This is a genomic window from Streptococcus sanguinis, assembly GCF_001078705.1.
In the GTDB taxonomy this organism is placed as follows: Bacteria; Bacillota; Bacilli; order Lactobacillales; family Streptococcaceae; genus Streptococcus; species Streptococcus sanguinis_D.
Genome location: NZ_CDMW01000001.1, coordinates 131,345 through 157,230 on the forward strand (window position 1 = coordinate 131,345; position 25,886 = coordinate 157,230).

Here is a 25,886-nt window from a genome sequence, read left to right on the forward strand (position 1 = left end):
TAATGAGAGAAAAGGAGATGCTTAAATAACTTCATGTGACGCGAATCGTCAAAACCTTGGAGCACATTTACCTCATGTACCAACTCACAGGCAGAGTGTTTGATGATTGATAATGAAGAATAAGATTTTACAATAGAAAAGCGAGGATATCCTCGCTTTTTTTATTTAATCTAATAGCTCCTTATTTTCAATTAAGAGCTCTAGTGGAGATTTCTCTCTTGCTACAATAAAACCAGGTTCATATTGGGTATGAAGTGTTCTTTTCTGAGAAGTTGGATCAATATACAACTCTTTTCCATCTTCTGTGTATAGTTGGTTGCCTCTTGTTAGGTAAAGTAAATCCTCTAAGTACTGTCCATCAGTATGTAGGAAATGCTCGATGTATTTGACAGCTTTTAAGATTTCACTTACTTTATCAGAGTATTCATTAGATTCAAGAACACTCTTTTCTAACTCAATCTCTTTACTCGTTCCAAAGAGTTGGGTTGGAGTTGCATTAAAATATTCCGCTATCTTATCCAAATTTGCAAAGGTAGGATAGCTTTTTTGTTTTTCGTAATCAGAGATGGACTGTTTACCGATTCCTAAATCTTCAGCTAGTTGAGTTTGGCTTACTCCTTTTTCTATGCGCAATCGTGCCAAATTGGGTCCAAAATTTTGAATAATAAAGGTCATGGGAAACTCCTATTTTTATTTTTAACTTATTTTATCACCTAAAAACTTACAAATCAAGTTTTTAGTTGACTAACTAAAATATTTTTTATAAAATATATTTATAACTTAGAAATAAGTTATAAATGATAAAAAATAGTTCATAAGTTTAGGGACAGTGAGTGAGGAGGAAGTTGAGGATGAGACTATGACTTATGACTATTCGAAGCCTTGGAGCTAGAAATTGTGTGGACAAGGACAAGGGACGAGCCTGACGGGAAGTCAGGCGAAGTCCTGCAGACTGTGAGTGAGGAGGAAGTTGAGGATGAGACTATGACTTATGACTATTCGAAGCCTTGGAGCTAGAAATTGTGTGGACAAGGACAAGGGACGAGCCTGACGGGAAGTCAGGCGAAGTCCTGCAGACTGCCGTCCAGACAATTTCTAGCCAAGCAAAAGCTGGCTATTCTAACAGCCAGCAAAAAGGGACACTTAGGGCAACGCCCAAAGAACGACGGAACGAGCAATCGTTGATTTGACGGTGTTTCTGAAACCTAAAAAATCTAAAAGAAGGGGGGACAATTTTGTTGGTTTCTATACAAGATTTAAGAAGTATTCAAGAACGATGTGATGTAGGAGAATTAGTACAGCGGTTAGATGTCAGTATTGATAGATTAACGGTTATCTGGGATACAGACATTGGTTCCCTAAGACAAATTTTTAAAAATCTGAAACAGGCAATAAGTACAAGAGTTGATTCATTTGAAATACATGATAACGTACGAGATGATGTATTTACTTTAGCTAAAGATTTTAATGAGTATGATTCAATCAATATTATATTTTTTCAATTATCCACTTATGGAAATGAACAATTGATTCGAATTGATTTCAATCCTAATACTTTAAAAGAATTTGATGGAATGAAAGTATGGAGGCAATTAATGTACTTTGCTAGATTGAATTCATTGACAGTACGTTTGTCTCGTTTTGATTTGGCATTTGACATTTTCAATAGGCCTGAAATCGTTAATTTGCAACATATTAAAGGTGGTGTTACCCATAAGGTCTTCTATGGTAGAGGGGGTGAATTAGAGACGAAATATTGGGGTTCTAGCGGTAGTAATGTACAAGTTAGGTTATATGATAAGAATAAAGAAATCATTGCTCACAAGCGCGATGAGAAGCTAGATTTGGCTGTAAATCCGTTTTGGTGGAGACTGGAATTCCAACTTAGAACCAAAGCGATTGGTGAGGAGATGGTCCAAGATGTTATGAATCGACTTGATAATTTCGGATTTTATAAGCTAGAACATATTCGAGTGGAGCAAAGAGCATTTACAATTATCTTTCTCAACAATCCTGAACTGTTATCATTGGCTTTTCCAAATTTAAAATCAGACAGCATCAAAAAGAAAAAAACAAGAGTCCGCAAACTATTGAGAGAAGAAACGAACCAATTTGCGGAAGAATTAAAAGAAGTATTAATACAGAATCTCCCTAAATTAAATGCAGAATTACAACTACTTGTAGGCGAGTTTCTGAATTTAGAAAATAAATAAGGAGGATAACTATGGACAATAATTTAATTAGTAACAAAGAATTAATTGAAATGGGCTATCGCCCTCATACAGCAAATGATATCATTCATCAGGCAAGAGAATTACTTGTCTCACGAGGCTATACATTTTATAATCGCAAACGTTTGATGGTTGTTCCAAAAAGTGTTGTAAATGAGATTCTAGGAACTGAGGTGGCGTAATATGGCAAGTGTTCGTTATCGAAAGCGAGGAGATAGTAATTTATGGACCTATGAAATTCGTAGCGAAGGGAAAACTGTTGTTCATAATAGCGGTTTTAAAACAAAAAAACTTGCAGAGTCAGAAGCTGAACCGATTCTGCAAGAACTTCGTTTAGGAAAAAGAATTTCTAGAGATATTTCTCTTGTAGATCTGTATCAAGAATGGCTTGAACTAAAAATTCTACCGAGTAGTAGGTCGGAAGAGACAAAGAAAAAATATCTTCTCCGTAAAAACACAATTAAAAGATTATTTGGAAATAAAAAAGTCACTCAAATTCGTGCGAGTGAATACCAAAGAATTATGAATAAGTATGGACAAACAGTTGGTAGAAATTTTCTTGGTAGATTGAATACTGGGATTCATCAGAGCATCCAAATGGCAATTGCAGACAAAGTTCTAATAGATGATTTTACACAACATGTCGAGTTATTTTCATCCAAAGAACAACAGATGACAGAAGAGAAATATTTACATACAGAAAAGGACTATCTGGATTTACTTTTAGCAGTAAAGAGAAAATTTGATTACCAACGTTCAATTGTTCCTTATATTGTCTATTTTCTATTAAAAACAGGCATGAGGTTTGGAGAGTTAATAGCGTTAACTTGGAATGAAGTTGACTTTGACAGAGGACTGCTAAAAACATATAGGAGGTTTAATACCCTTTCTCATAAATTTGTCCCTCCAAAAAATAAAACGTCTATTCGGATGGTACCGATAGACGAAGAATGTATTAAGATATTACAAGTCCTAAAAATTGAACAGGAGAAGGCTAATAAAGAGCTAGGAATCAAGAATAGGTATAAAATGATTTTTCAGCATTATGGATATATTCACTTGGTACCAGATATTGCAAGTGTCAATAAAGCTTTGAGTGTTCTTTTAAATGAATTAGATATTTATCCAATTATCACGACAAAAGGAGCACGTCATACCTATGGAAGCTACCTCTGGCACAAAGGATTTGACCTTGGAGTTATTGCAAAAATTCTAGGGCATAGAGATATTTCAATGTTAGTAGAAGTATATGGACACACTTTAGAAGAGAAAATTTTTGAAGAATTTAATCAAATTAGAGATGTTTGGAAAGATTGCTCATAAAAAAATGTGGGGCAAATGATGGGGCAAATCAGTTATAGACAAGCAAAAAAGCCTTATAAATCAAGGCTTTTTCCTGTTGATTTAGATGCCCCCTGCAGGGATCGAACCTGCGACCCACGGATTAAGAGTCCGCTGCTCTGCCAGCTGAGCTAAGGAGGCAATAGAAAAAGCTGTATTGGTGCCGGACCTTCACGATTTGTATTGAACCCGCGCAATTAAGCAGGTGGGCAACTCGCTCTAACTGAAGCTGCTTCCGCGTGACACGGCTTGCATGCTGTTAGAAGTCTTTTGTTTCCCTAATAATACAAAAAATAGTCGGTCAACACTTAAGTGTGAAGTCGTACACCACAGCGTTTCTATAATTATAATACCATAAATTTTGAAAAATTCAAGAGAAAAATGTGATTTTTTGCAAACGATGTCATCATTTTTTTAAGTCATCAATCTTATCCTTAGTCATTCCAAGGGCTCGCTCGTATTTACCATTCTCATTAGGAGTGAAATAATTGGCATCTTTTATCTTGTCAGGCAGATAGTCCTGCTTGACCCAATTGCCAGAATAGGAGTGAGGATAGAGATAATCCTGAGCATTGCCCAATTCTTTGCTGCCGGCATAGTGGCCGTCTCTTAAGTGGCGGGGGATGGGGAGGTTTCCATTCTTTCGCAAGTCAGCTAGGGCCTTGTCCATGGCTAGGTAGGCTGAGTTGGACTTGGGCGATAGAGCTAGATCGATGACAATATTGGCAATAAGGATGCGGGCTTCAGGAAAGCCAATCCGCTGGGCTGCTTCCAGAGCTGTAACGGTATGGACTTGTGCGTCTGGATTTGCCAGGCCAATATCTTCGTAAGCTATAACGGTCAGGCGTCGAGCTAGGCTAGGCAGGTCTCCTGCCTCAACGAGGCGAGCTGCGTAGTGGAGACTGGCATTGACATCGGAGCCACGGATGGACTTCTGCAGGGCAGAGAGGACATCGTAATGGCCGTCCCCATCCTTATCCATGGTGATATAGCTTTTTTGCAGGCTGTTTTCCATGACATCGAGCGTGATGTGGCGAATGCCCTTGCTATCTTCTGGGGTAGAGAGTACGGCTAGATCCAGCGAGTTATAGGCGGAGCGCAGGTCTCCGTTGGTAGAGATAGCAATGAAATCCAGAGCCTCATCGTCTAGCTCCACTTGGAAATCAAATCCTCGCTCCTTGTCTGTCAGGGCTAGCTGAATGGCTGTCCGGATGTCTTCGTTGCTGAGGGGCTCAAGCTCAAATATCTGAACCCGGCTTCGGATGGCAGGGGTGACAGAGAAGAAAGGATTTTCTGTCGTCGCTCCAATCATGATGACCAAACCGCTTTCTAATAGCGGCAGTAGGAAGTCTTGCTTGGTCTTGTCCAAGCGGTGAATCTCGTCCAGCAGGAGCACCAGTCCGCCGGAAAATTTAGCTTCTTCAGCGATTTCCTGCAGGCGCTTCTTGCTATCTACGGTGGCGTTAAAGGTCCGAAAGGCAAACTTGGTTGTGCCGGCGATAGCCGAGGCGATAGAGGTTTTGCCAATGCCGGGTGGCCCGTAGAGAATCATCGAGGACAGGCGGTTGGCTTCAACCATGCGACGGATGATTTTTCCAGGTCCGACCAGATGTTGCTGGCCGATGATCTGATCAATGTCAGTCGGCCGCATGCGCAGGGCTAGGTTTTCTGGCATAAGATTTCCTTTCTGCAAGTGTTTTTCTTGGCTTTTTGTGTTACTATTGTAGATAGTAATATTTTATCACAATGAAAAGAGGAAATCATGGCTAAGTACGGTTTTTTGGAGATATTGGACGAGGAAATGGGGAAGAGCTTTCCTTTTGATTATGAAATAAACTGGGACAAGAAGAATCACGCAGTGGAAGTGGCCTTTCTCCTTGAGGTTCAAAATCCAGGTGGGATTGAGACGGTTGATGCTGAGGGCAATGCCTCGGCTGAAGATATTTACTTTGAGGAAGCCGTGCTTTTCTATAATCCGGTCAAGTCTCGTTTTGAGGCCGAGGATTATCTGGCGGTTCTTCCCTATGAGCCGAAGAAAGGGCTGTCACGGGAGTTTCTAGCTTATTTCGTGGATTTCCTAACCCAAACAGCTGAGTCTGGCCTTGATGCGCTCATGGACTTTTTAGCAGATTCAGAGGCGGCAGAGTTTGAGATGGCTTGGAATGCTGAGGCTTTTGAAAATGGCAGAGCTGACTTGGCTGAGACAGAATTTTATTCATATCCGAGGTATTAGGAGGCGCTGATGACAGATGAAGAAGGACTAGATTTGCTGCACAAACAGATGGAGTTTTCTGGCTGCAAGATTGCCTTGCTCTGTAATGATAAGCTACTGACTATCTTGCGAGACGATATTTCAACCATTCCTTGGCCCAATATGTGGGAGTTGCCGGGCGGTGGCCGTGAGGACGAAGAGACACCTTTTGAATGCGTACAAAGGGAGGTTTTTGAAGAGCTTGGTTTGAAGCTTGAAGAAGCGGATATTCTCTGGGCTAAGGAATATCAAGGAATGCTTGCTCCAGACAAAACCTCTATTTTTATGGTGGGAACTATCACTCAGGAAGAATTTGCCAGTATCGCCTTTGGCGATGAGGGACAGGCTTATCAGATGATGGATGTGAGCCAGTTCTTATCAGATAAAAAGGTTATTCCGCAGCTGCAGGACAGGTTGAGAGATTATTTGGAGGTGCGAGCATGATTTATATTGAGCGGGCAGGAGCTGAGGATTTAGATACCATTATTGCCATTCAGCGAGCGAGTTTTAAGGCTGTTCATGAGAAATATCAGGATCAATACGACCCCTATCTGGAGGAGCGAGAGCGGATTCGCTGGAAGCTGGTCGAGCGGCCCAATAGTTTTTATTATTTTGTCAAAGACGACGAGAAGATTCTGGGCTTTATTCGATTGAATACAAATGACGAACAGACAGCAGGCTGGATTGGGACAGTGGCGATTTTGCCAGAGCACCAGAATAAAGGATATGGCTCTGAGGGGCTTGGTCTGATTGAGGAGACATTCTCCACCATTACGAAATGGGATTTGTGTACGGTTTTCCAGGATAAAGGCATGGTAGCTTTCTATGAGAAAAATGGCTACCGACAGACTCATACTGAGCCCGAAAAAGAGGGCATGGATATGGTTTACATGACGAAGACAATGAAATAAACAAAGAAAGGATTGTTCAGTTGGATTTCTAAACTGAACCCGCCCTAAATACTGTGGCAAAAAGATAAAGTTCTCTTAGACGAAAGCATCGTCAGAGAATTTCCTATTTTGGCTTTGTGTTTTACGGGCTTGGTATTTTAATGATGGACACTTGGCAGGAATTAACGATTGAAGTGAAGCGTGAGGCGGAGGAAGCAGCCTCTAATATTCTGATTGAGCTGGGCAGTCAGGGTGTGGCCATTGATGACAGCGCAGATTATCTGGGGCAGGTTGACCAGTATGGTGAGCTTTTTCCAGAAGTTGAGCAGAGCGAGCGGGTCCGGATTACGGGCTACTATCCGGATTCGGTGGATATAGAGGCTATTGCAGCCCAGGCCAATGAGCGACTGGCTGAGCTGGATGGCTTCGGATTGGAGACGGGTGATATTGAGCTGACTCGGCAGGAACTGGCTGAGGAAGATTGGGCGGACAACTGGAAGAAATACTTTGAGCCGGCTCGGATTACTCATGACTTGACCATTGTACCCTCATGGACGGAGTATGAGTCGACAGCTGGTGAGAAGATCATCAAGCTGGATCCTGGCATGGCCTTTGGGACAGGTACTCATCCGACAACCAAGATGAGCCTCTTTGCGCTGGAGCAGGTCCTGCGGGGCGGAGAAACGGTGCTGGATGTGGGTACAGGCAGCGGCGTTCTGTCCATTGCTAGCTCTCTCTTGGGTGCTAAGGACATCTACGCCTATGACTTGGACGAGGTGGCAGTGCGCGTGGCTCAGGAAAATATTGAGCTCAATCCTGACATGGAGAACATTCATGTGGCGCCGGGCGATCTTCTCCGAGGCGTAGAAATCGAGGCGGATATCATTGTTGCTAATATCTTGGCCGATATTCTCATCCATCTAACAGAGGATGCCTACCGTCTGGTCAAGGATGAGGGCTATCTGATTATGAGTGGGATCATTTCTGAGAAGTGGGAAATGGTGCGCGAGTCAGCAGAAGCAGCAGGGTTTTTCCTAGAAACGCATATGATTCAGGGCGAATGGAATGCCTGCGTCTTTAAGAAAACGCAGGACATTTCAGGCGTGATAGGTGGTTAGATGCAACAGTATTTTATAAAAGGAAGTCCTAAGTCTCCTCTGGTGGTCACGGATAAGGACACGGCCAAACATATGTTTTCAGTCATGCGGCTCAAAGAGGGCGACCAAGTTACACTAGTCTTTGATGATGGCATGAAGCGACTGGCTCGGGTGTTGGACCCCAGTCAACAGAGCTTGGAAATCTTGGAGGAGCTAGCAGACAATACCGAGCTGCCGGTTCAAGTGACCATTGCTTCAGGCTTTCCCAAGGGTGATAAGTTGGAATTTATCACTCAAAAGGCAACGGAGCTAGGGGCCAGTGCTATCTGGGCTTTCCCAGCGGACTGGTCGGTGGCTAAGTGGGATGGCAAAAAGCTAGCCAAAAAGAGCAAAAAGCTAGAGAAAATTGCTCAGGGAGCAGCAGAGCAGAGCAAGCGCAATCTGATTCCTGAGGTTCGGCTCTTTGATAAAAAGGCAGATTTTCTGGCCACTTTGTCAGACTTTGATCGCATCATCGTGGCCTATGAGGAATCGGCCAAAGAAGGAGAATCTGCAGCTCTAGTCCGAGCTCTGTCGGGCTTGGAAGCTGGCGCAAAAGTTCTCTTTATCTTCGGACCGGAGGGCGGTCTATCGCCAGAGGAAATAGCAGCCTTTGGCCAAGCAGGTGCTGTATCAGCAGGTCTAGGTCCACGTATCCTGCGGGCTGAAACAGCTCCGCTTTATGCCTTGACGGCAGTCAGTGTTTTGTTGGAATTGAGAAATGACAGTCTTTAAAAAGCAAAATCAGCAACCATCTTGGCTGCTGATTTTTTAATCATTATTGTCTTTCACGTTTTTTAAAGGCGAAGATTCCTGCAAGTCCGGTCATGACAAGTCCCAATACTCCAAGTGAGGACGCCTTTTCTCCGGTTGCTGGGAGGCTTTCTGCTTCTGCTTGTCTGTGGGACGCTTGCTTGTTTATGCTTGGGTCAACAGCAGTCAAGACTGGGAAGTCTACTCTTCTATACTGCAGATTGGCTGCTTCGACTGCGATAGTCGGACGGCTTGGCTGCTCAATAGGCACTGATTCTGTTTTCGGTGCGACGTAGACGAATTTGTATTCACCGAATCCTTCTTGGGCAGAAGCTGCTAGATAGACGATGTCTCCGTCTGTACCAATCAAGTTCTTGGCCTTATCAGCTGTCAGGAAGCGCAGATCCAGTCCCTTGATGGTATCAGCGAAATGCCAGTTCTGATCTGCACTTGGATTGATATTTTTGACAGCCAAGATATAGTTGATGATAGCTTGGCGGTTTTCCAGATTGAGCAGACGGTTGAGGCTGGCTTCTCGAACACCAGGGAAATTACCGTTAGACCGGTAGTTGTTGGTCACGACGATAAATTCCTGATTGGGATCAATCTCATTGCCTTGATATTTGAGGTTGCGGACCCGGCTGGCATTTGGGTTTGCCAGTTTCCCTTCGCGGTCGTATTTGTTCGGCTGAGTAATGTCAAACTCATAGGTAACACCGTCAATAACATCAAAGTTATAAGTCCGGTAGTTAGTATTGACCAGATTTTGCGGTTGGCTATTATTTGGGTCAATGGTGTTGAATTGGCCAGCTGACATTTCCAACCATTCTTTGAGCTGGGCACCGTTGACCTTGAGGATAGCAGTGACATTATCGTAGAGATAGAGGTCTGCTACGTTCTTGATAGCAATAGGACCAGCTGGAATGTCTGTGTAGGCCGTTGCATCCCCGCGGGTTCCTGCCTTGAAAGGAGCTGCTGCAGACAGGATAGGAAGGTTGGCTTCAGGCGTGCCAGCCAGCTCTTGCTTAGCATACCAAAGCTGGGCATTGTTAACGATTTGCACGGATGGATCGTCTTTGACCAGAGCAAAGTAGCTGGTAATCGGTGCAGTCGTGGTGCCGACTTGCTGGCGGACATAGTTAATAGTCCCTTGGTGGGATTCTTGGGCAATGTCAATGACGCGCTGATCTGCTACATTAGACTTGGTATCTACCTTGCGGATAGAGCCTTTGCTGTCAGTGACTTTCCATTTGCCGTCAGTATAGTCTAGCTTGAGGTCGATGACGCCTAGATGGTCGCCGTATTTTCCAGCCATGGTTACTGGAGTGCCGTTGATTTTACCGTTGACACCGTCTACACCAGGATATTTTTCGTAGAAGCCAGTTCCGTTTCCGCTTGGAAATTCGGCGTGGGAGTGTCCCGTTACAACAGCATCCACACCTGGCAGGCTGGCGATTTGATAGCCTTCATTTTCCTCCCCTTTTTCATACTTGTCATCTCCGATACCAGAGTGAGAAAGCACCAAAGTGATGTCTGCACCGGCCTTGCGCATCTCAGGAATGATGTCTCGAATAGCCTCAACGGAGTCGCGAACGACCACTTTTCCTTCTAGGTTTGCCTTATCCCAGTTGAGGATTTGCGGCGGGACAATCCCAGTCACACCAATCTTGACAGTCGTCAAACGGCCCTGAGTATCCGTAAAGGTCTTTTCGATGATTTTGTAAGGCTGATAAATGAATTTACCAGTCGCTGGATCCAGCACATTGGCATTGACAAGAGGCATGCCAGCTGTCTCAATCACGCGGTTCAGATAGTCCAGACCGTAGTTAAATTCATGGTTTCCTAGCGTACCAGCTTCAAAGCCCAGAGCCTGTAGGGCAGCGTACATAGGGTGCTGCTCGCCCTTCTCCACAGGATCCACAATGGCCTTGTAAGTTCCAAGCGGCGTTCCTTGGATGGTATCGCCATTGTCAACCAAGAGGACGTTTGGATTTTCTTTCTTGGCCTTCTCGATTAGCACGGCAGTCTTAGCCAGTCCCAAGGTCTCTACTGGCTTGTCCTGATAGTAGTCGTAGTTGACCAAGTTGGTATGGAGGTCGGTCGTTGCCAAGATACGAACATCGACAGTCTGTCCCTCCACGGGCTTAGTATCCTCAGTAGCCGCGACATTGCGAGCCATAGCCATCAGAGCATCAGCGTTTCCGCTGGCATTTTCTGGGGAAATAGCAGAGCTAGGCTCCGTGCTCTCTGGTGTCGCAGTAGTCTCAGTTGGACTTGTAGCAGTCGTTGGTTTTGCTTCCGCTGCGCTGCTTTCTACTGGAGCAGGATTAGCAGTGACTGCTGGAGCATTCTCATCAGCCTGAACAGCATTTACAGCTGCCGCAAGAGCCGCTGCGCTCAAAAGCACAACCGTTTTTTGAAGGGATGATTTAGACATAATATCTCCTTTGTTAAAATGAATTTCAGACTTATATTATACTATATTAAAACGCTATCATCAAGAAGGAATTTCCAGTTTAGAGCTTTCATACTTTCTAATATTGGTTTGAAAATACTGAATGAAGATATCAGCGGATAAGTGAATGATTGGATGGAGGTAGAATAAAATAGAGTTCAAAAAAATTATGGTACACTATACAGTGACTGAAATAAGTTACTTTGTTAAGCATAATAATCAAGGAGAATATCATGAAAAAGAGAATTTTTCTCAAAATATTACTTTTAGGGGGAGTGATGATAGGATTAATAGGATGTGGAGAAAAGAGGAGCAGCCGAGATTGGATTGAGAATCAGGTAGCTGAAGTGAGTCGCGTCTATCCTACTGAAAATCTATTTGATTTGTTTAAGCAATTTCCGGATGGGTTTAAAGTAGAGCAAGTGTATATCAAACGGGGGACTTATCTTATCGAAATAACTTTACAAGGGGATAGTAGCAATCACACAATTTCTGGAGTGCTGACCAAGACACGGGCTTCTGATGATATTACTGAAAAGCCAGAAGAAACAATAAGAGTTGATTATATAGACAGCGATTTTGTCTTTTCTGATGAGGAGAAAGCGAAAGAATTATGGCCTTTTGATGGATTCTTATTCCAAAAGTTAACAATTAATCAGTCTTTTCTATCTTCTTTATCTATGAAATCCAAAAGTTATAATGGCAACAACGGGGCGTTTGATATTGATTATTCGGTTCAAAATCAAACTATCAATCAGTATTTTCACAAAAATGAAAGAGAGCAGGCAATTTTAGGTTTTGGAAGCTCAAACCGAAACGACGATTATTACTATTATTCAGTAACTGTGAATTACGATAATGCTTATTCATTTAGAGAAACCGTATCAAATTAAAAGGAGATAAAATGATGGATAAAAAATTTGTTAACAGTGTCATTCCTACTTTAGATGCTTCAAATTTAGCATGTTATCTGCTTTGATAAAATCATTATTAGGAGCAACTGTCTCACTGCCTTGTATCCGCTTTCGTATTTTGGTATAATAGTGATGAGCTCACTTGGGTAAGTCGGAAAGGAAAATAAAAACGGAAAAAATCAGACTGCCTAAGCTGGGAAGCGTATCTGCATTTTGCTTGATAAGGAGAGGAGGTTCGTCATGACTATGTCTGCCTTATTTGAGTTGTTTGTCGCCCTTTTAGGTGTGACATCTACTTGCTACCTTGTCTACGCTTATTGTCAATTTATCAAGGAAGAAGTTCATCACTTTCTTCACCACAACCCGCCCGTTTAAGGCGGGTTTTTGCTTTTGGGAAAATATATTATATAATGAAACTGACAAAGATTGAGGAGTGTTTATATGTCTAAGAGAAGAAATAGAATTATGGGGCTTATTGGCCTAAGTGTATTGATATTGTTAGGGGGAGGTCTCTACCTATCTCACAAAAATCAAGAATTTCAGAATGAAATGTTCAGAATTGTCCATAGTGAGGAAGTGAAGAATCTAATAGAAAAGAAATTAAAAAAATTAGATTCTCATGCTTTAACGGATAGGAGGAAAATTCAATCCTATAAAATTGATGATAGAAGCATTCGTTACAATCCAATGGGAGGCATTATGTTTGATATTGTCATTAATGATGACCCTGATATTGTTGGGTCAACTGGGCTTAGAAAATATGGGGAGAATGAGGGCATACGAATTGTTGGTATGGATAGGTCAAAAGGACTTCAGAAGTTGCTAGAGGAGTGATGGCCAAAGACTCATAAGGAGATTTCTTTATTTAGAGGTGAATATATGAAGAAAAAACATAAAATTATCTTATCAGTTGTTAGCTTGTTTATGGCTGTTTGCATTGGAGTAGGTCTCTACCTGGCTCACAAAAACCAAGAATTTCAAAATGAAATGTTCAGGATTGTTCACAGTGAGGAAGTGCGGAAGCTGATTGAAGAAGATTTAAAAAGAAAAGATCCAAATGCGTTAACAGACAAAGGGAAGATTCGCTCTTATAAAATTGATGATAGCTCCATTAAGCATAATCCGATGGGGGGAATTATGTTTCATATTATCATTAATGATAGTATAAGTATGGTTGGGAAGACTGGTCTTCAAATGGATGGTGAGAATGGGAAAATTCGTACGGTTGGTATGACTGAATCAGCGGGTTTGCGGGCGTTGTTGGAAAGTGATGACAAGTGATTCAGTATTCTAGTTATAGCGAAAACCTCTTGCTTTAATTGGAATTGCAAAACCTATACCACATACTAAATTATAATAGTCGTAGGAGTGTCTCATGAAGCAAAAGCATAAAATCATACTAACATCAAGGTATTATATGTCCGGCGACAACATTCTAATCCTCTTGTAAATATTCTTAATCAATTTGTTTCCTTTTCACAAAAATATGCTTGGTTGATTATTATATTGCTATTCTTTTTAAGAATGTTTTTCCCTAGTGAATATATGATTCGTCAAAATAGTATACTTAACTCTGTGATTGATTTGTTTATACCACTTTTAGGTCTCCCATTCTTATTGTTTTCAATAGCTTTAGGGATTGACAATTTCCAAGGTTACTATCTTCAAAAATACTTAGAAGATTACCGACAACTATCAGGATACTCTGTTAAAGAATGGTACGGTAAAGGTTCTCAGAGATATAAGGAATCACTGAATCAGAAAGATTAGCCTCTTCGTTTTTTAACAGAAAGATATCGTCTGATAGTGTTACATTTTACCACAACCCGCCGTTTAAGGCGGGTTTTTATATGAACCGTCTTCTAGGTTTTCATATCGGGCTAAAAGTGATAAAATAGTAGGCAGGAATTGGAGAGACGAGATGCCAAAAGAAGTGAATTTGACGGGCGATCAGGTATTGGCCCTTACGAGAAAATATCTGGCTGCAGAGGATGTGGCTTTTATACAGAAGGCTTTGATTTATGCGATTGACTGTCACAGTGGGCAGTTTCGCAGGTCAGGTGAGCCTTATATTGTGCATCCTATTCAGGTGGCAGGGATTTTGGCCACACTCAAGCTAGATGCAGTAACGGTTGCCTGCGGTTTTCTGCATGATGTGGTAGAGGATACCCGTGCGACGCTGGATGATTTGGAAAGAGAGTTTGGGACGGATGTGCGTGTGATTGTCGATGGCGTTACCAAGCTGGGTAAGGTCAAGTACAAATCCCACGAGGAGCAGCTGGCAGAAAATCACCGTAAGATGCTGATGGCCATGTCAGAGGATATCCGGGTTATTTTGGTCAAGCTGGCAGACCGTCTCCACAATATGCGGACACTCAAGCATCTGCGCAAGGATAAGCAGGAGCGGATTTCTCGAGAGACAATGGAAATCTACGCACCCTTGGCTCACCGCCTGGGGATTTCCAGTGTCAAGTGGGAGCTGGAAGATTTGTCCTTCCGTTATCTCAATGAAGTGGAATTTTACAAAATTTCCCACATGATGAAGGAGAAGCGTCGGGAGCGTGAAGCTCTGGTAGAAGAGGTGGTTCAAAAAATTGAGACCTATGCTGGCGAGCGCAATCTGCACGGTAAGATTTATGGCCGGCCCAAGCATATCTACTCGATCTATCGCAAGATGCAGGACAAGAAGAAGCGTTTTGACGAGATTTATGATCTGATTGCCATTCGCTGTATCTTGGATACCCAGAGTGATGTTTATGCCATGCTGGGCTACATTCATGAGCTTTGGCGGCCGATGCCGGGGCGGTTCAAGGATTACATTGCCAACCGCAAGGCCAATGGTTACCAGTCTATCCATACGACCGTTTATGGACCCAAAGGTCCGATTGAGTTTCAGATTCGGACCAAGGAAATGCATGAGGTCGCTGAGTATGGGGTTGCGGCTCATTGGGCTTACAAGAAAGGCGTCAAGGGACAGGTAGACAGCAGAGAATCAGCCATCGGGATGAACTGGATCAAGGAGCTGATGGAGCTGCAGGACCAGTCTAACGATGCCAAGGACTTCGTTGACTCGGTCAAGGAGAGCTATCTGGCTGAGGAAATCTACGTCTTCACACCAGATGGAGCAGTGCGCTCTCTGCCTAAGGACTCGGGCCCGATTGACTTTGCCTATGAGATCCACACTAAGGTTGGAGAGAAAGCCACGGGAGCCAAGGTCAATGGCCGCATGGTGCCTCTGACAACCAAGCTTAGGACAGGTGATCAGGTGGAAATCATCACCAACGCTAACTCCTTCGGACCGAGCCGTGACTGGCTCAATATTGTCAAGACCAGCAAGGCTAGAAATAAAATCCGTCAGTTCTTTAAAAATCAAGACAAGGAGCTGTCTATCTCCAAAGGGCGGGAGCTCTTGCAGGCTCAATTTCAGGAGCATGGCTATGTAGCTAATAAGTACATGGACAAGAAGCACATGGAAGAAGTCCTGCAAAAGACTAGCTACAAGACCGAAGAAGCGCTTTTTGCAGCCATTGGCTTCGGTGAAATTGGTGCCATTAGCATTTTCAACCGTCTGACAGAAAAAGAGCGCCGTGAGGAAGAACGGGCCAAGGCCAGAGCAGAAGCGGAGGAATTGGTCAAGGGCGGCGAGGTCAAGGTCGAAAACAAAAAAGATACCCTCAAGGTCAAGCACGAAGGCGGTGTGGTCATTCAGGGGGCATCTGGTCTCCTCATCCGGATTGCCAAGTGCTGTAACCCTGTACCGGGCGATGATATTGTCGGCTATATTACCAAAGGACGTGGTGTAGCCATTCACCGGCAGGACTGCATGAATCTCAAGGCCCAGGAAAATTACGAGCAGCGGCTGATTGATGTGGAATGGGAAGACAACAACACGACCAAAGAGTACACGGCTCACATTGATATTTACGGTCTCAACCGGTCTGGTCTCCTCAACGATGTGTTGCAAGTTCTGTCTAATACCACCAAAAATATTTCAACAGTTAATGCTCAGCCGACCAAGGATATGAAATTTGCTAATATCCACGTTTCTTTTGGTATTGCTAATCTGTCCATGCTGACGACGGTGGTGGATAAGATCAAGAGCGTGCCGGAGGTCTACTCGGTCAAGCGGACCAATGGCTGATCTATTTCGGAAATCATTATCGAGCTGTAAGTTACCCTTGGTGACTTGCTTAAATCAAAGGAAAAGATATGAAAATAGTGATTCAGCGCGTGAAACGTGCTCAGGTCAGCATTGACCAGCAGCTGCACAGCAGTATTGGACAAGGTCTCTTGCTACTAGTAGGCGTAGGCCCTGACGATAGTCAGGAAGATATGGATTATGCAGTCAGGAAGATTGTCAATATGCGGATTTTTTCCGATGCTGAGGGCAAGATGAACCTGTCTATCAAGGACATTTCCGGAGAGATTTTGTCGATTTCCCAGTTCACTCTGCATGCAGATACCAAAAAGGGTAATCGGCCAGCCTTTGTCAAGGCTGCTCCGCCAGAGATGGCCAGCAATTTTTATGATGCCTTCAATCTTGCCTTGCAGCAAGAGGTGCCGACTCAGACGGGTGTTTTTGGCGCAGACATGCAGATAGAACTAGTTAATGATGGTCCAGTGACCATTATCTTGGATACGAAGAATCGCTGATAAGAAGCATGAAAAGGAGCTTGAACACTAATGTTCAAACTCCTAATTTTTTCAGTTTCTGCAGTGATGAATGTATAGTTTCCGACAACATTACTAAAAATCACCAATAATTTCTTGAGGAATGGCTTCTTTGATGGTCGTCACTAGCTGATTGATAAGCTTTATCGCTTCAGCGGGCTCAGTGTAGAGCTTTTTAAAATAAGCATGTATATTTTCTTCAAAATGCTGTCCAGCACGAGAGCCACCGAGAACAATAGCTTCCACTTGATCTAGCTGGGCAAATTCTTTAAAGAGTTGTTGTGGCATAATTTTTCCTTACTGATTTTTGACATCATTGTAGCAAAATGTAAGCGGGTTGGCAAGAAGGGAAAAACAGCTTTTGGCATGGCACTAAGCCTGCAAAATTGAGACCCCGAGGGGTAGAAAGTGGATGAGCGGGAGCTGGAAGTATTTGACTAAAAAGAAAATTATCTGGGATAGATAGGCTGAAAATTTGACTTCGTATGATAAAATTTTAGGAGTTTCTCCCTTCCTTTAACGCATTGTCAGTTTTCTATTTTTTAAACTCATCGCCTTATTTTTATCTGCAACCTTTCTTAGATTTTTGAGATAGGCTTTTAATGTTTTTTGACATCGTTTAGTCCAAAAATGAGAAGCATAGCAAGTAAGTGAAAGTAGCAATAATCCTTGATTTATTTATGTTTATAATTTCTTTCATTCTTTAGAAATATTTTAGAATTACTTTATAAATTCTTGAAGTTTGTCTTGTATAATCATATTAAAGAAAAGAAAGGAGTCTCTTATCATGGAAAATCTAGTTCAACAGATGCTGAATGCTCTGATTCAAATTGCTTTGTTTGCTTTTCTTCCTTTTGTTTGGTGGTTGATAAGTGCTAGAAGAAAAAGTCCATTTTTAGAATGGCTTGGCTTAAAAACACTAAAAGATGCTGGCAGCCGGAAAATCTGGCTGTGGATTTTGTTGGGTTCGCTATCTTTCTTGCTTCTTTCGTTTTTGCTAGTATATCCTGCTGTAAAAAATCTGGATACAGCGACTTCGAATTTCTCAGGCCTAGGCTTCCAAGCCTTGCCAGCTGTTCTGATTTATGGTATTTTTCAAACTTCTCTGTCGGAAGAACTGCTATTCAGAGGTTTTCTTTTAAAGAGATTGGCTAGTCGCTTATCCTTTGTGGTAGCCAACACCATACAAGCTGCTCTTTTTGGTCTGCTCCATGGCTTAATGTTTATAACAGGGCTCTCTTGGCAGCAAACCCTGCTCATCATTTTGTGTACGGGTGGCATCGCGGCTTATATGGGCTTTGTCAATGAAAAGAAATCTGATGGCTCCATTTTAGCTAGCTGGATTATACATGCTTTAGTAAATGTGATTACGAGTAGTTTATTTGCTTTTATGCTGATTTAATAAATCAAGGTTCTTACTTCAAATCAAAAAGTTCCGATTTCCTTGAGAATCGGAACTTTCGATTTGATGAGCAGGTAAGCAAGGTCTAGGTGTAAGTCAAACGAAGCTGCTTCTACTGATTTGCAGGGCTGTCCAGTTTCATTTGCTCAAAAACATAAAGGAAGAAGTCTTTCGAAACTTCGAAATGTCCGTATCTTAGCCGAGAAGCATACTGGGGCCACTGAGGATGTTATCGGACTTGCTCAATGGGGCAGTCTTTGACAGGCTGGTAGTAGCTGACATCTCGCCGAAATGGGAAAAAGCCTTCAAACATCTCTACTTGGTAGGCAGTGTCATCTAGAATCTTGCCAACTGCTGTAAAGGCCTGCAGCTTTTCCTGACCGTTCAGTTGATACTTGGGGCTGTAGTACAAAAGATAGTCCCCCTTTTTCATTCGGTTCAATGGTGCTTTCTTTCCATGGCAGACTTGGCAAAATCAACCTTCTACACCTCTTAGTACATGTTCTTTTGATACGACACCAATCCAAAATCTAGTCATTTTCTGCCTCCAGTTCTATTAAGAGTTGGTTTAATGTTTCTGTATTATTTTCTAATTTTCCAAAGAACGCCTGATCAATGCCTTCTACCAGAGGAAGGGCTTGGTTGACCCTTTGCAGCCCCCTATCCGTTAGAAGTATGATGTTGGCACGGCTGTCCTTGGGATGGACTTCCCGCATGATCAATTCTTTCTTGACCAAGAGGCGGATGATTTGGGATACGGTCATAACATCCATGTCAGAAAATCGGGCAATATCGGTCTGACTAACCCATTCTTGCTGACGCAGAAGCGCTACAAGAGTGGTCAGAACGACAAACTGGGGATGGGTCAAATCAATCGTTCTCAGTTTGTTTTTTATCAGCCCATGCCACTTGTGATAGGTACGGATAAAGAGCAGACCGGTTGATTTTTTGTATTCATCCTTGTAGATGGAGTTAAACTGCGATTTTTCCATTAGCTTTCCCTCTGAATTTTTATAAGTACACTTATTATATTCTGACAACTTATTTTTGTCAATAAAAACCCAGTTTAGACTAAAAAGTCCGAACTGGGTTCCGTTTATAGTTTTTCTACATAAATCTGTTGGGCAATCATAGGATTGATTTGGATTTCTTGGGTTTCTGTCTTGAGAAGATAGACCTGAGCGAAAGAATCGTATTGGATGAAGGTGATGGTTTGGCCGATTTGCAGGTTGTATTTTTCCAAGTATTTAAGCAAGTCAAAGTCATCGTGTACGCGTTTGATGATATAGTCGCCAGGGGCAGAAGCCTCTTCCAGAGTCAGTTGGTTTTCTTCGTCCAGAAGCTCTCCCTTGGCTGGAATGGTGCCCCCGTGAGGACAGGTCTTGGGATACTGGAGCATGGCATCCAGACGCTCAACGAAGCGCTCAGAAACAGTGTGCTCTAGGACTTCGGCTTCCTCATGGATTTCATCAGTCGAGTAGTCGAGATGGTTGACCAGAAAGACCTCAATCAGCCGGTGCTTGCGATAGAGGTCAGAAACTAGCCTTAGCCCCAAATCAGTCAGCAAGTAGCCGGCTTTTTTATCCTTGATCAGAAGTTCTTCCGCCAGCATTTTTTTCATCATTTCCGTCACAGCCGGAGGTGAAACCTGCATGAGCTGGGCGATTTCTTTATTGGTGATTTTTTTGTGGCGGCTGCCAATCTCATAGATACACTTGTGATAGTCTTCTTTATTTGGGGTCATCTTGCATCCTCGCTGAACTTTCTATCATTAGTATAACAAAAATCGCTGTAAGAATACAGTGTCTAAGCCTTTCTTTGATGTTTAGATTTTCTTCATTCGCTTGTAATCGTTTTGCGATTATTATATAATCAAAGCGTACGATTTAAAAAATAAAAAGTAAAAATTCTTTAGCTGGTTTGCAGAAAATTGGCTTGCTTTTTACTTTTTTGCAAAAGGAGAATCCTATTATGAAAAAAAGACAAATGATGGCGTCACGGGCAGAGAAGTTTACTCGTTTTGGCATTCGCAAATGCAGTCTAGGAGCAGTCTCAGTAGCGATTGCGACTGGTCTGGCCTTTCTTGGAAGTGGAGCAGTGCAGGCAGAACAGCTGACACCTAGTCAGACGGCTGACAGTGGCGTTGTCAGCCAGGCTGTGGAGGACCAAGCTAGCACAGCTGCAACTCCGACTGTAACAGAAACCAGTCTGTCAAGTATGGATAAGGCTGCACCAGCACCGGCGGCTGTTAGTCCTGACGCTGGTCAGATACCTACGTCTTCTGATACCAGTTCTCAGTCTACTTCTTCAGATTCTGTAGAAAATGCCCATCCGAAAAGTGATATTGTAGCTTCGACAGAAAATCAACCTGCTGTGGCTGAGAACTCAGAAAAAAGTGATGCTTCTAATCAGCCAGCGCAAGCAGCTTCTGCTACAGAGCGCCCCTTGGCAGCAGCAGAAGTCAAAAAGCCACAAGGAAAGATTACCATTCAGAACAACAATTCACAGACTGGTGAATTTGATATTGTCGTGTCCGATATTGTCGCACCGGATGGCCTGAAGGCGGTCTACCTACCGACTTGGTCCAGCAAGGATGACCAGGACGATGTGCAGTGGTACACCGCTGAACGGCGGGCCGATGGGACCTATTTCAAGCATGTCAGCTACCGCAATCATAAGAACTCCTTGGGCGAGTATAATGTTCACCTCTATTTCGTGAATGATGCAGGTCAGCTGCAGGGTGCAGGTTCGGCTAAGACAGTGGTTACTCGCGCCCAGCCTCAAGGTAAGATTACCATTCAGAACAACAATCCGCAGACAGGTGAATTTGATATTGTCGTTTCTGATATTATTGCCCCAGATGGTCTGAAGTCCGTTTACTTGCCGACATGGTCAGCTGCTAACGACCAAGACGATGTGCAGTGGTACATAGCTGAAAGGCGCGCTGATGGGACCTATTTCAAACATGTCAGCTACCGCAACCACAAGAACTCTCTGGGCGAGTACAATGTTCACCTCTATTTCGTGAATGATGCAGGTCAGCTGCAGGGTGCAGGTTCGGCTAAGACAGTGGTTACTCGCGCCCAGCCACAGGGAAAAATCACCATTCAGAACAACAATCCGCAGACAGGCGAATTTGATATTGTCGTTTCTGATATTATTGCCCCAGATGGTCTGAAGTCCGTTTACTTGCCGACATGGTCAGCTGCTAACGACCAAGACGATGTGCAGTGGTACATAGCTGAAAGGCGCGCTGATGGGACCTATTTCAAGCATGTCAGTTACCGCAATCATAAGAACTCTCTAGGTGAGTATAATGTTCACCTCTATTTTGTGAATGATGCAGGCCAGCTGCAGGGTGCAGGCTCAGCTAAGACGGTGGTTGATCGCGCGCAACCAAAAGGCAAGATTACCATTCAGAACAACAATCCGCAGACAGGCGAATTTGATATTGTTGTGTCCGACATTGTTGCTCCATATGGTCTGAAGTCTGTTAGTCTTCCAACCTGGTCCACCGCTAACGACCAAGACGACGTGCAGTGGTACACCGCTGAAAGACGAGCTGATGGGACCTATTTCAAGCATGTCAGCTACCGCAATCATAAGAACTCCTTGGGCGAGTATAATGTTCACCTCTATTTCGTGAATGATGCAGGTCAGCTGCAGGGTGCAGGCTCAGCAAAGACGGTGGTTACTCGCGCGCAGCCTCAAGGTAAGATTATCATTCAGAACAACAATCCGCAGACAGGCGAATTTGATATTGTCGTGTCCGACATTGTTGCCCCGGATGGTCTGAAGTCCGTTTACTTGCCGACATGGTCAGCTGCCAACGACCAAGATGATGTGCAGTGGTACATAGCTGAAAGGCGCGCTGATGGGACCTATTTCAAGCATGTCAGCTACCGCAATCATAAGAACTCCTTGGGCGAGTATAATGTTCACCTCTATTTCGTGAATGATGCAGGTCAGCTGCAGGGTGCAGGCTCAGCAAAGACGGTGGTTACTCGCGCGCAGCCTCAAGGTAAGATTATCATTCAGAACAACAATCCGCAGACAGGTGAATTTGATATTATCGTGTCCGATATTGTCGCCCCAGATGGCCTGAAGGCGGTCTACCTGCCAACATGGTCCAGCAAGGATGACCAAGACGACGTGCAGTGGTATATCGCTGAGCGCCAAGCTGACGGCACCTATAAAAAACATGTCCGAGCTCAGGATCATAAGTTTTCAGTAGGTGAGTACAAGGTTCATCTTTACTATCTGAACGAGGATGGCCAGATGCAAGGTGCGGGTGGCGAGAAGCTGATGGTTTCTGTAGCACCTGAAAATATCCGTGCGACTGGAAAAATCAATATCCAAAACAATAATGCGCGAACAGGAACTTTTGATGTGGTTGTGACAAATGTCTCCAATCCAGGTGGAATTCAAGCAGTCTATCTGCCAACTTGGTCCACAGATAAGGATCAGGATGATGTCAAGTGGTATTTAGCTCAAAAGCAGGCGAATGGCACCTATAAGATCACAGTCCGAGCTAGCGACCATAAGCTTTCTACTGGCGAGTACAAGATTCATCTTTACTATAAACAGGACAATGGTCAGCTCATCGCTGTTGATGCTACTACGACCCAGGTCTCCAAAGCAGTTTACAATAATCCTTACTACTCACAGCGTGATGGTCGCTGGGGTGGCAGGAAGTATGGTCCTTACAGCATGGATGCGACAGGATGCGTGCCGACAACGCTAGCCATGGTTATTTCTGGGATTACTGGAACAGAAGTGCTTCCGACAACTGTTGCGGATTACCTATATAACCATACCAATGAATTTAATAAGGATGGATTTGGCACCAGCAGCCGTGGTATTGTCCGAGCTGCCCAGCACTGGGATCTGACGACTGAGACCCTGTTTACAGCTTCTGCAGTTAAAGAATTGCTTTCACAGGGGCATCATGTCCTAGGTGCTGTTGGTACTAGCATCTTTGCCCATTATCCAGTGACTCATGAGCTGGTTCTCAAAGGCTATGACAATGGAAAAACCTATGTCCGTGACCCTTATAATGCAGCTAATAATGGCTGGTATCCAGTAGACTATCTCTTTGGAGTCAAGAGTGTAGATCCGACGGATAATACAGAAGGATCACCCTTTATTGCCATCAAAGGATAAGAAATTCCTGAATAAGAAGACCGCTCGTTGCTTGACGGGCGGTTTTCTGCATTCTATAACTAGTATACTTGTACTCGTTCAAGAGTTTATCATTGACAAAGTCAGCAATAGGCAAGTTTATTATAGGGTGAATGGCAGGACACACAGGTTTTTTAGAAGCGATTGAGATGAGATTCTATTTTTTGGACATATTTGCGATAAAAGTTCTAATAAAAACATGTAAATAGTTTGACAAATAAAGTCTTTCAAATTATACTATTAACATATAAGGAGGGAAACCATGAAAAAAATCCAAAAACATGTCATTCTAGGTGCAGCAGTTCTTGCTAGTACTGGCTTTGCTCACACTGTAGCTGCAGATACAACTCCAGTGGATGCAAATGCACCTGCAAACCAAGATAAGGCTCTATCTGCAAGTCCAGAAGCTGTTAAACAGCAAATTGAGCAGGTTAATCAAGCGAAAGCGTCTGTTGACCAAGCCAAAGAACAGGTTACAGCAGCTGAGACTAAGGTTGAAACTGCTAAGAAAGATAATGCTGATACAAGTGCACAAAAAATTGCGGAAGCTCAGGCAGCTGTGACAGAAGCTGAGAAGAAAGTTGCTCCAGCAGAAAACGTAGCCAAGCAAGCCCAAGCAGCTCTTGATACAGCTAAAAAAGCAGAAAACACACAGGCGACTGTAGCTCAGGATGCTCAAGCTCAAGCAGCTAAGGCACAAACCGAGACTCAAGCTGCTCAGGATGCTGTGAATGCAGCTCAAAAAGATGTGGACAGTAAACTGGTAAGTGAAAAGGTAACGAAGGCAAAGGAGGAGCTTGACAAGGCGCAAAAGAACCTAGATTCTTACCAAGACCAGTTGAAGACAGCTGAAGCGGAAGATGCCAAACGCCAAGCAGTGATTGATCAAGCCCAGGCTGATATCAAAGCAGCCCAAGCAGAAATCAAAGAAAAAGAAGCGAAACTTTCGTCTCAAGATCAGGTTCACAATACTTTTACCCTATCACAAGCCTATATAAATGCACTTAAAAGCGATTATATTAAACAATCACTTGAAGCACAAACAATCTTTAAAGAAGAAGTTACAAAATTAAAATTAATTAATAATTACATTAGTAATCCAAAAGATGCTCAACGCATGGTCAATATCAATGCCATTCCAAATGATGTTCTAATGGAAATTAACTACTATGCACAAGATTTAATTAATCAAATCCGTAAGCAAGCAGGTACAGCCCCCGCAGTATTAACTCAAAATACTATTGATTATGCATCAGCTCTAAGCCAGGCTGGTCGTGAGCAAACATTAGATTTTAATAAAAGGGAGACGGGACAGATTTTAACTTTTCGTGTAGTAAGTACCGATAAAGTAATTGCTAAATTTGGACTTGATAAGTTTGGATACAATAGATTTGGTTTTCCTCAGCTTGATTATTATCCTGTTCTAGATAATCAAGAGAATGTGTCTGTTGATTATCTAAAAAAAGTAGTTTATGAGAATGTTAAATTTCAATTGTTTGATATAAAGGAAAGCTCTATATCTGGAACATCGCTAATTTGGGCTCAAAAAGTAGTTGGATATAAAATAGGACAGGAAAAAGTGGCATATATGGGAGTTGGTTTTAGCAACAATGGTAAATTTAACCGAATTCAATTCGTTATTTTGGGGAGAGATAACTCTTGGGATGTCGAAGATCCTTCCAAAATAACACCAGCCTTAATCAATCCAAATGCCAATAATCAAGAGGCAGATGCTGCTCGTAAAGACTTGGCGGTTTCACAAGCTAAGTTGGACGCTGCTCAACGTACGTTGACAAATGCTCAGAACAAGCAGGAGACAGCCCCATTACTGCGTGAGGTTGTGAAAACTGCTAAGGACAAGTTGGCCAAGGCGGAACGTACTTACCAAGCTGAACTCGAAAATAGCAAGAATTCGGCTTCTGAAGAAACCAAGGCTAAGCTTGCAGTTTTAGCTAAAGCTCAAGCAAGCTTGAAAGAAAAAGAATCAGCCCAAGCAAGTGCGCAAAAAACAGCTGAGGAAGCTAATGCCAAACTTGAAGCTTTGAAAGCAGCTACAGCAAACGCTCAAGAAAAGGCAACTGCTGCGGCTACAGCTCTGGCAGAGGCTCAAAGCGCTGTTCAAGCTGCCAAAGACTATGTTACTCGCTTGCAAAATGCCCCTGCTCTTCTAAAAGCAGCAGAAGCAGCTCTCAATGATGCCAAAGCAAACTTGGCAAGTAAGGAAGAAACATATAGAGTTGAAAATGCCAAACTTGAAGCTTTGAAAGCAGCTCTTGCAGCCCTTGAAACAGACGACCCAACCAACCTCGTTTCTAAGAATGAGCGAAAGGTTCTGAAAGTCACTACAACGGGAGTGAAGAAGGGAAAGAAACCAGTTCAGACCTATCAGGCTCCGGCAGCTCTTCCAAAAACAGGTTCTGCTGAATCATCTCTAGCGCTAGTAGGTATGGGATTGCTCTCTATGTTGGGACTGGCTTTTGCAAAACGCCGTAAAGCTTAAGAGCATTTATCGATAAAAACAAATTCTAGATGAATTGTCCAATAGTGAAAAGTTGGAACAGCTCATTTAAACAAAACTCATACTGAGAGAGGACCAGTTTGGTCTTCTCTTTATTTATTGAGTGATTTCTTAAGAACATATTTATTGTTAGTACTCCAAGG

At 43.1% G+C, this 25,886-nt stretch carries 23 protein-coding genes, 1 tRNA gene and 3 pseudogenes; 18 read left to right on the forward strand and 9 right to left on the reverse strand.

The window, feature by feature from the left end:
- Nucleotides 1-165: 165 nt before the first annotated feature.
- On the reverse strand, nucleotides 166-675 hold the full coding sequence (locus SSV_RS00850; protein WP_072073297.1) for a helix-turn-helix domain-containing protein: 510 nt from the start codon (nucleotides 673-675) through the stop codon (nucleotides 166-168).
- Between the two features lie 332 nt (nucleotides 676-1,007).
- On the opposite strand from SSV_RS00850, the gene SSV_RS00855 reads away from it, so the two are divergent.
- From SSV_RS00855 to SSV_RS00870, 4 genes are read left to right on the forward strand one after another with little or no spacing between them, the layout of a single operon-like run.
- Nucleotides 1,008-1,190, forward strand: a complete 183-nt coding sequence (locus tag SSV_RS00855; protein WP_002916824.1) for a hypothetical protein — start codon at nucleotides 1,008-1,010, stop codon at nucleotides 1,188-1,190.
- 45 nt (nucleotides 1,191-1,235) lie between these two features.
- Nucleotides 1,236-2,213, forward strand: a complete 978-nt coding sequence (locus SSV_RS00860) for a hypothetical protein (RefSeq protein ID WP_002896713.1) — start codon at nucleotides 1,236-1,238, stop codon at nucleotides 2,211-2,213.
- Between the two features lie 11 nt (nucleotides 2,214-2,224).
- Nucleotides 2,225-2,413, forward strand: coding sequence for a DUF3173 domain-containing protein (locus tag SSV_RS00865; protein WP_000369785.1), 189 nt, complete (start codon nucleotides 2,225-2,227; stop codon nucleotides 2,411-2,413).
- A gap of 1 nt (nucleotide 2,414) precedes the next feature.
- On the forward strand, nucleotides 2,415-3,554 hold the full coding sequence (locus SSV_RS00870) for a site-specific integrase (RefSeq protein WP_072073298.1): 1,140 nt from the start codon (nucleotides 2,415-2,417) through the stop codon (nucleotides 3,552-3,554).
- 86 nt (nucleotides 3,555-3,640) lie between these two features.
- Here the strand turns inward: SSV_RS00870 and SSV_RS00875 are convergent.
- Both SSV_RS00875 and SSV_RS00880 read right to left on the reverse strand, forming a co-directional pair.
- A tRNA-Lys gene (locus tag SSV_RS00875) sits at nucleotides 3,641-3,713 on the reverse strand.
- Between the two features lie 265 nt (nucleotides 3,714-3,978).
- A complete protein-coding gene (locus tag SSV_RS00880; RefSeq protein WP_072073299.1) occupies nucleotides 3,979-5,247 on the reverse strand; it encodes a replication-associated recombination protein A in 1,269 nt (422 codons plus the stop codon).
- A gap of 87 nt (nucleotides 5,248-5,334) precedes the next feature.
- Between SSV_RS00880 and SSV_RS00885 the strand changes: the two genes are divergently transcribed.
- The 5 genes from SSV_RS00885 (at nucleotide 5,335) to SSV_RS00905 (ending at nucleotide 8,584) form a co-directional block, all read left to right on the forward strand.
- A complete protein-coding gene (locus tag SSV_RS00885; RefSeq protein WP_002907412.1) occupies nucleotides 5,335-5,805 on the forward strand; it encodes a DUF3013 family protein in 471 nt (156 codons plus the stop codon).
- A 9-nt stretch (nucleotides 5,806-5,814) separates the two neighbouring features.
- Complete coding sequence (locus SSV_RS00890) at nucleotides 5,815-6,267, forward strand: NUDIX hydrolase (protein ID WP_072073300.1); 453 nt, start codon at nucleotides 5,815-5,817, stop codon at nucleotides 6,265-6,267.
- Nucleotides 6,264-6,734, forward strand: coding sequence for a GNAT family N-acetyltransferase (locus SSV_RS00895; protein ID WP_072073301.1), 471 nt, complete (start codon nucleotides 6,264-6,266; stop codon nucleotides 6,732-6,734). The genes SSV_RS00890 and SSV_RS00895 overlap by 4 nt, the downstream gene beginning before the upstream one ends.
- A gap of 143 nt (nucleotides 6,735-6,877) precedes the next feature.
- Nucleotides 6,878-7,831 (forward strand): 50S ribosomal protein L11 methyltransferase, encoded by a 954-nt coding sequence (gene prmA / locus SSV_RS00900; RefSeq protein ID WP_304362500.1) that lies wholly within the window; start codon nucleotides 6,878-6,880, stop codon nucleotides 7,829-7,831.
- On the forward strand, nucleotides 7,832-8,584 hold the full coding sequence (locus SSV_RS00905) for a 16S rRNA (uracil(1498)-N(3))-methyltransferase (protein ID WP_072073303.1): 753 nt from the start codon (nucleotides 7,832-7,834) through the stop codon (nucleotides 8,582-8,584).
- A 43-nt stretch (nucleotides 8,585-8,627) separates the two neighbouring features.
- Here the strand turns inward: SSV_RS00905 and SSV_RS00910 are convergent, their stop codons facing one another.
- On the reverse strand, nucleotides 8,628-11,039 hold the full coding sequence (locus SSV_RS00910; protein ID WP_072073304.1) for a bifunctional 2',3'-cyclic-nucleotide 2'-phosphodiesterase/3'-nucleotidase: 2,412 nt from the start codon (nucleotides 11,037-11,039) through the stop codon (nucleotides 8,628-8,630).
- A 251-nt stretch (nucleotides 11,040-11,290) separates the two neighbouring features.
- Between SSV_RS00910 and SSV_RS00915 the strand changes: the two genes are divergently transcribed.
- From SSV_RS00915 to dtd, 6 genes are all read left to right on the forward strand, one after another.
- Complete coding sequence (locus tag SSV_RS00915; RefSeq protein ID WP_072073305.1) at nucleotides 11,291-11,950, forward strand: hypothetical protein; 660 nt, start codon at nucleotides 11,291-11,293, stop codon at nucleotides 11,948-11,950.
- A 267-nt stretch (nucleotides 11,951-12,217) separates the two neighbouring features.
- Complete coding sequence (locus SSV_RS12150; protein ID WP_255297029.1) at nucleotides 12,218-12,346, forward strand: hypothetical protein; 129 nt, start codon at nucleotides 12,218-12,220, stop codon at nucleotides 12,344-12,346.
- A gap of 66 nt (nucleotides 12,347-12,412) precedes the next feature.
- On the forward strand, nucleotides 12,413-12,805 hold the full coding sequence (locus tag SSV_RS00920; RefSeq protein WP_072073306.1) for a DUF1310 family protein: 393 nt from the start codon (nucleotides 12,413-12,415) through the stop codon (nucleotides 12,803-12,805).
- Between the two features lie 45 nt (nucleotides 12,806-12,850).
- Nucleotides 12,851-13,252, forward strand: coding sequence for a DUF1310 family protein (locus tag SSV_RS00925; protein ID WP_072073307.1), 402 nt, complete (start codon nucleotides 12,851-12,853; stop codon nucleotides 13,250-13,252).
- A 640-nt stretch (nucleotides 13,253-13,892) separates the two neighbouring features.
- The gene (locus SSV_RS00930; RefSeq protein ID WP_049543311.1) at nucleotides 13,893-16,112 is read left to right on the forward strand and encodes a RelA/SpoT family protein; all 2,220 of its coding nucleotides are present in this window, start codon (nucleotides 13,893-13,895) and stop codon (nucleotides 16,110-16,112) included.
- A gap of 68 nt (nucleotides 16,113-16,180) precedes the next feature.
- Nucleotides 16,181-16,624, forward strand: coding sequence for a D-aminoacyl-tRNA deacylase (gene dtd, locus SSV_RS00935; protein WP_072073308.1), 444 nt, complete (start codon nucleotides 16,181-16,183; stop codon nucleotides 16,622-16,624).
- A gap of 93 nt (nucleotides 16,625-16,717) precedes the next feature.
- On the opposite strand, the pseudogene SSV_RS12050 reads toward dtd, so the two are convergent.
- Together SSV_RS12050 and SSV_RS12385 are read right to left on the reverse strand one after the other, a co-directional pair.
- A pseudogene (locus SSV_RS12050) lies at nucleotides 16,718-16,852 on the reverse strand (DUF4037 domain-containing protein); the annotation flags it as partial.
- A pseudogene (locus tag SSV_RS12385) lies at nucleotides 16,835-16,930 on the reverse strand (DUF4037 domain-containing protein); the annotation flags it as partial. The pseudogenes SSV_RS12385 and SSV_RS12050, both read right to left, overlap by 18 nt.
- Before the next feature lie 499 nt (nucleotides 16,931-17,429).
- Between SSV_RS12385 and SSV_RS00950 the strand changes: the two are divergent.
- Nucleotides 17,430-18,044 carry a CPBP family intramembrane glutamic endopeptidase gene (locus SSV_RS00950; RefSeq protein WP_072073310.1) on the forward strand — a complete coding sequence of 205 codons (615 nt, stop codon included), beginning with the start codon at nucleotides 17,430-17,432 and terminating at the stop codon, nucleotides 18,042-18,044.
- 112 nt (nucleotides 18,045-18,156) lie between these two features.
- Here the strand turns inward: SSV_RS00950 and SSV_RS00955 are convergent.
- The 3 genes and pseudogenes from SSV_RS00955 to SSV_RS00965 all read right to left on the reverse strand — a co-directional run bounded on the left by SSV_RS00955 (nucleotide 18,157) and on the right by SSV_RS00965 (nucleotide 19,788).
- Nucleotides 18,157-18,582, reverse strand: a pseudogene (locus SSV_RS00955) (EVE domain-containing protein).
- Nucleotides 18,575-19,036 (reverse strand): MarR family winged helix-turn-helix transcriptional regulator, encoded by a 462-nt coding sequence (locus SSV_RS00960; protein WP_072073311.1) that lies wholly within the window; start codon nucleotides 19,034-19,036, stop codon nucleotides 18,575-18,577. The pseudogene SSV_RS00955 and the gene SSV_RS00960 overlap by 8 nt, the downstream one beginning before the upstream one ends.
- Nucleotides 19,037-19,140: 104 nt before the next feature.
- Nucleotides 19,141-19,788 carry a metal-dependent transcriptional regulator gene (locus tag SSV_RS00965; RefSeq protein WP_072073312.1) on the reverse strand — a complete coding sequence of 216 codons (648 nt, stop codon included), beginning with the start codon at nucleotides 19,786-19,788 and terminating at the stop codon, nucleotides 19,141-19,143.
- Between the two features lie 227 nt (nucleotides 19,789-20,015).
- Between SSV_RS00965 and SSV_RS00980 the strand changes: the two genes are divergently transcribed.
- Entirely contained in the window at nucleotides 20,016-23,207 is a 3,192-nt protein-coding gene (locus SSV_RS00980; RefSeq protein WP_080983530.1) for a GBS Bsp-like repeat-containing protein, read from the forward strand.
- Nucleotides 23,208-23,487: 280 nt separating this feature from the next.
- Nucleotides 23,488-25,725 (forward strand): SEC10/PgrA surface exclusion domain-containing protein, encoded by a 2,238-nt coding sequence (locus tag SSV_RS00985; RefSeq protein ID WP_072073313.1) that lies wholly within the window; start codon nucleotides 23,488-23,490, stop codon nucleotides 25,723-25,725.
- Nucleotides 25,726-25,886 lie beyond the last annotated feature (161 nt).

Coding starts and splice junctions, on each gene's coding strand:
- SSV_RS00850 (WP_072073297.1), bottom strand. CDS start 675: ATGACCTTTATTATTCAAAATTTTGGACCCAATTTGGCACGATTGCGC.
- SSV_RS00865 (WP_000369785.1), top strand. CDS start 2,225: ATGGACAATAATTTAATTAGTAACAAAGAATTAATTGAAATGGGCTAT.
- SSV_RS00870 (WP_072073298.1), top strand. CDS start 2,415: ATGGCAAGTGTTCGTTATCGAAAGCGAGGAGATAGTAATTTATGGACC.
- SSV_RS00880 (WP_072073299.1), bottom strand. CDS start 5,247: ATGCCAGAAAACCTAGCCCTGCGCATGCGGCCGACTGACATTGATCAG.
- SSV_RS00885 (WP_002907412.1), top strand. CDS start 5,335: ATGGCTAAGTACGGTTTTTTGGAGATATTGGACGAGGAAATGGGGAAG.
- SSV_RS00890 (WP_072073300.1), top strand. CDS start 5,815: ATGACAGATGAAGAAGGACTAGATTTGCTGCACAAACAGATGGAGTTT.
- SSV_RS00895 (WP_072073301.1), top strand. CDS start 6,264: ATGATTTATATTGAGCGGGCAGGAGCTGAGGATTTAGATACCATTATT.
- prmA (WP_304362500.1), top strand. CDS start 6,878: ATGGACACTTGGCAGGAATTAACGATTGAAGTGAAGCGTGAGGCGGAG.
- SSV_RS00905 (WP_072073303.1), top strand. CDS start 7,832: ATGCAACAGTATTTTATAAAAGGAAGTCCTAAGTCTCCTCTGGTGGTC.
- SSV_RS00910 (WP_072073304.1), bottom strand. CDS start 11,039: ATGTCTAAATCATCCCTTCAAAAAACGGTTGTGCTTTTGAGCGCAGCG.
- SSV_RS00915 (WP_072073305.1), top strand. CDS start 11,291: ATGAAAAAGAGAATTTTTCTCAAAATATTACTTTTAGGGGGAGTGATG.
- SSV_RS12150 (WP_255297029.1), top strand. CDS start 12,218: ATGTCTGCCTTATTTGAGTTGTTTGTCGCCCTTTTAGGTGTGACATCT.
- SSV_RS00920 (WP_072073306.1), top strand. CDS start 12,413: ATGTCTAAGAGAAGAAATAGAATTATGGGGCTTATTGGCCTAAGTGTA.
- SSV_RS00925 (WP_072073307.1), top strand. CDS start 12,851: ATGAAGAAAAAACATAAAATTATCTTATCAGTTGTTAGCTTGTTTATG.
- SSV_RS00930 (WP_049543311.1), top strand. CDS start 13,893: ATGCCAAAAGAAGTGAATTTGACGGGCGATCAGGTATTGGCCCTTACG.
- dtd (WP_072073308.1), top strand. CDS start 16,181: ATGAAAATAGTGATTCAGCGCGTGAAACGTGCTCAGGTCAGCATTGAC.
- SSV_RS00950 (WP_072073310.1), top strand. CDS start 17,430: ATGGAAAATCTAGTTCAACAGATGCTGAATGCTCTGATTCAAATTGCT.
- SSV_RS00960 (WP_072073311.1), bottom strand. CDS start 19,036: ATGGAAAAATCGCAGTTTAACTCCATCTACAAGGATGAATACAAAAAA.
- SSV_RS00965 (WP_072073312.1), bottom strand. CDS start 19,788: ATGACCCCAAATAAAGAAGACTATCACAAGTGTATCTATGAGATTGGC.
- SSV_RS00980 (WP_080983530.1), top strand. CDS start 20,016: ATGAAAAAAAGACAAATGATGGCGTCACGGGCAGAGAAGTTTACTCGT.
- SSV_RS00985 (WP_072073313.1), top strand. CDS start 23,488: ATGAAAAAAATCCAAAAACATGTCATTCTAGGTGCAGCAGTTCTTGCT.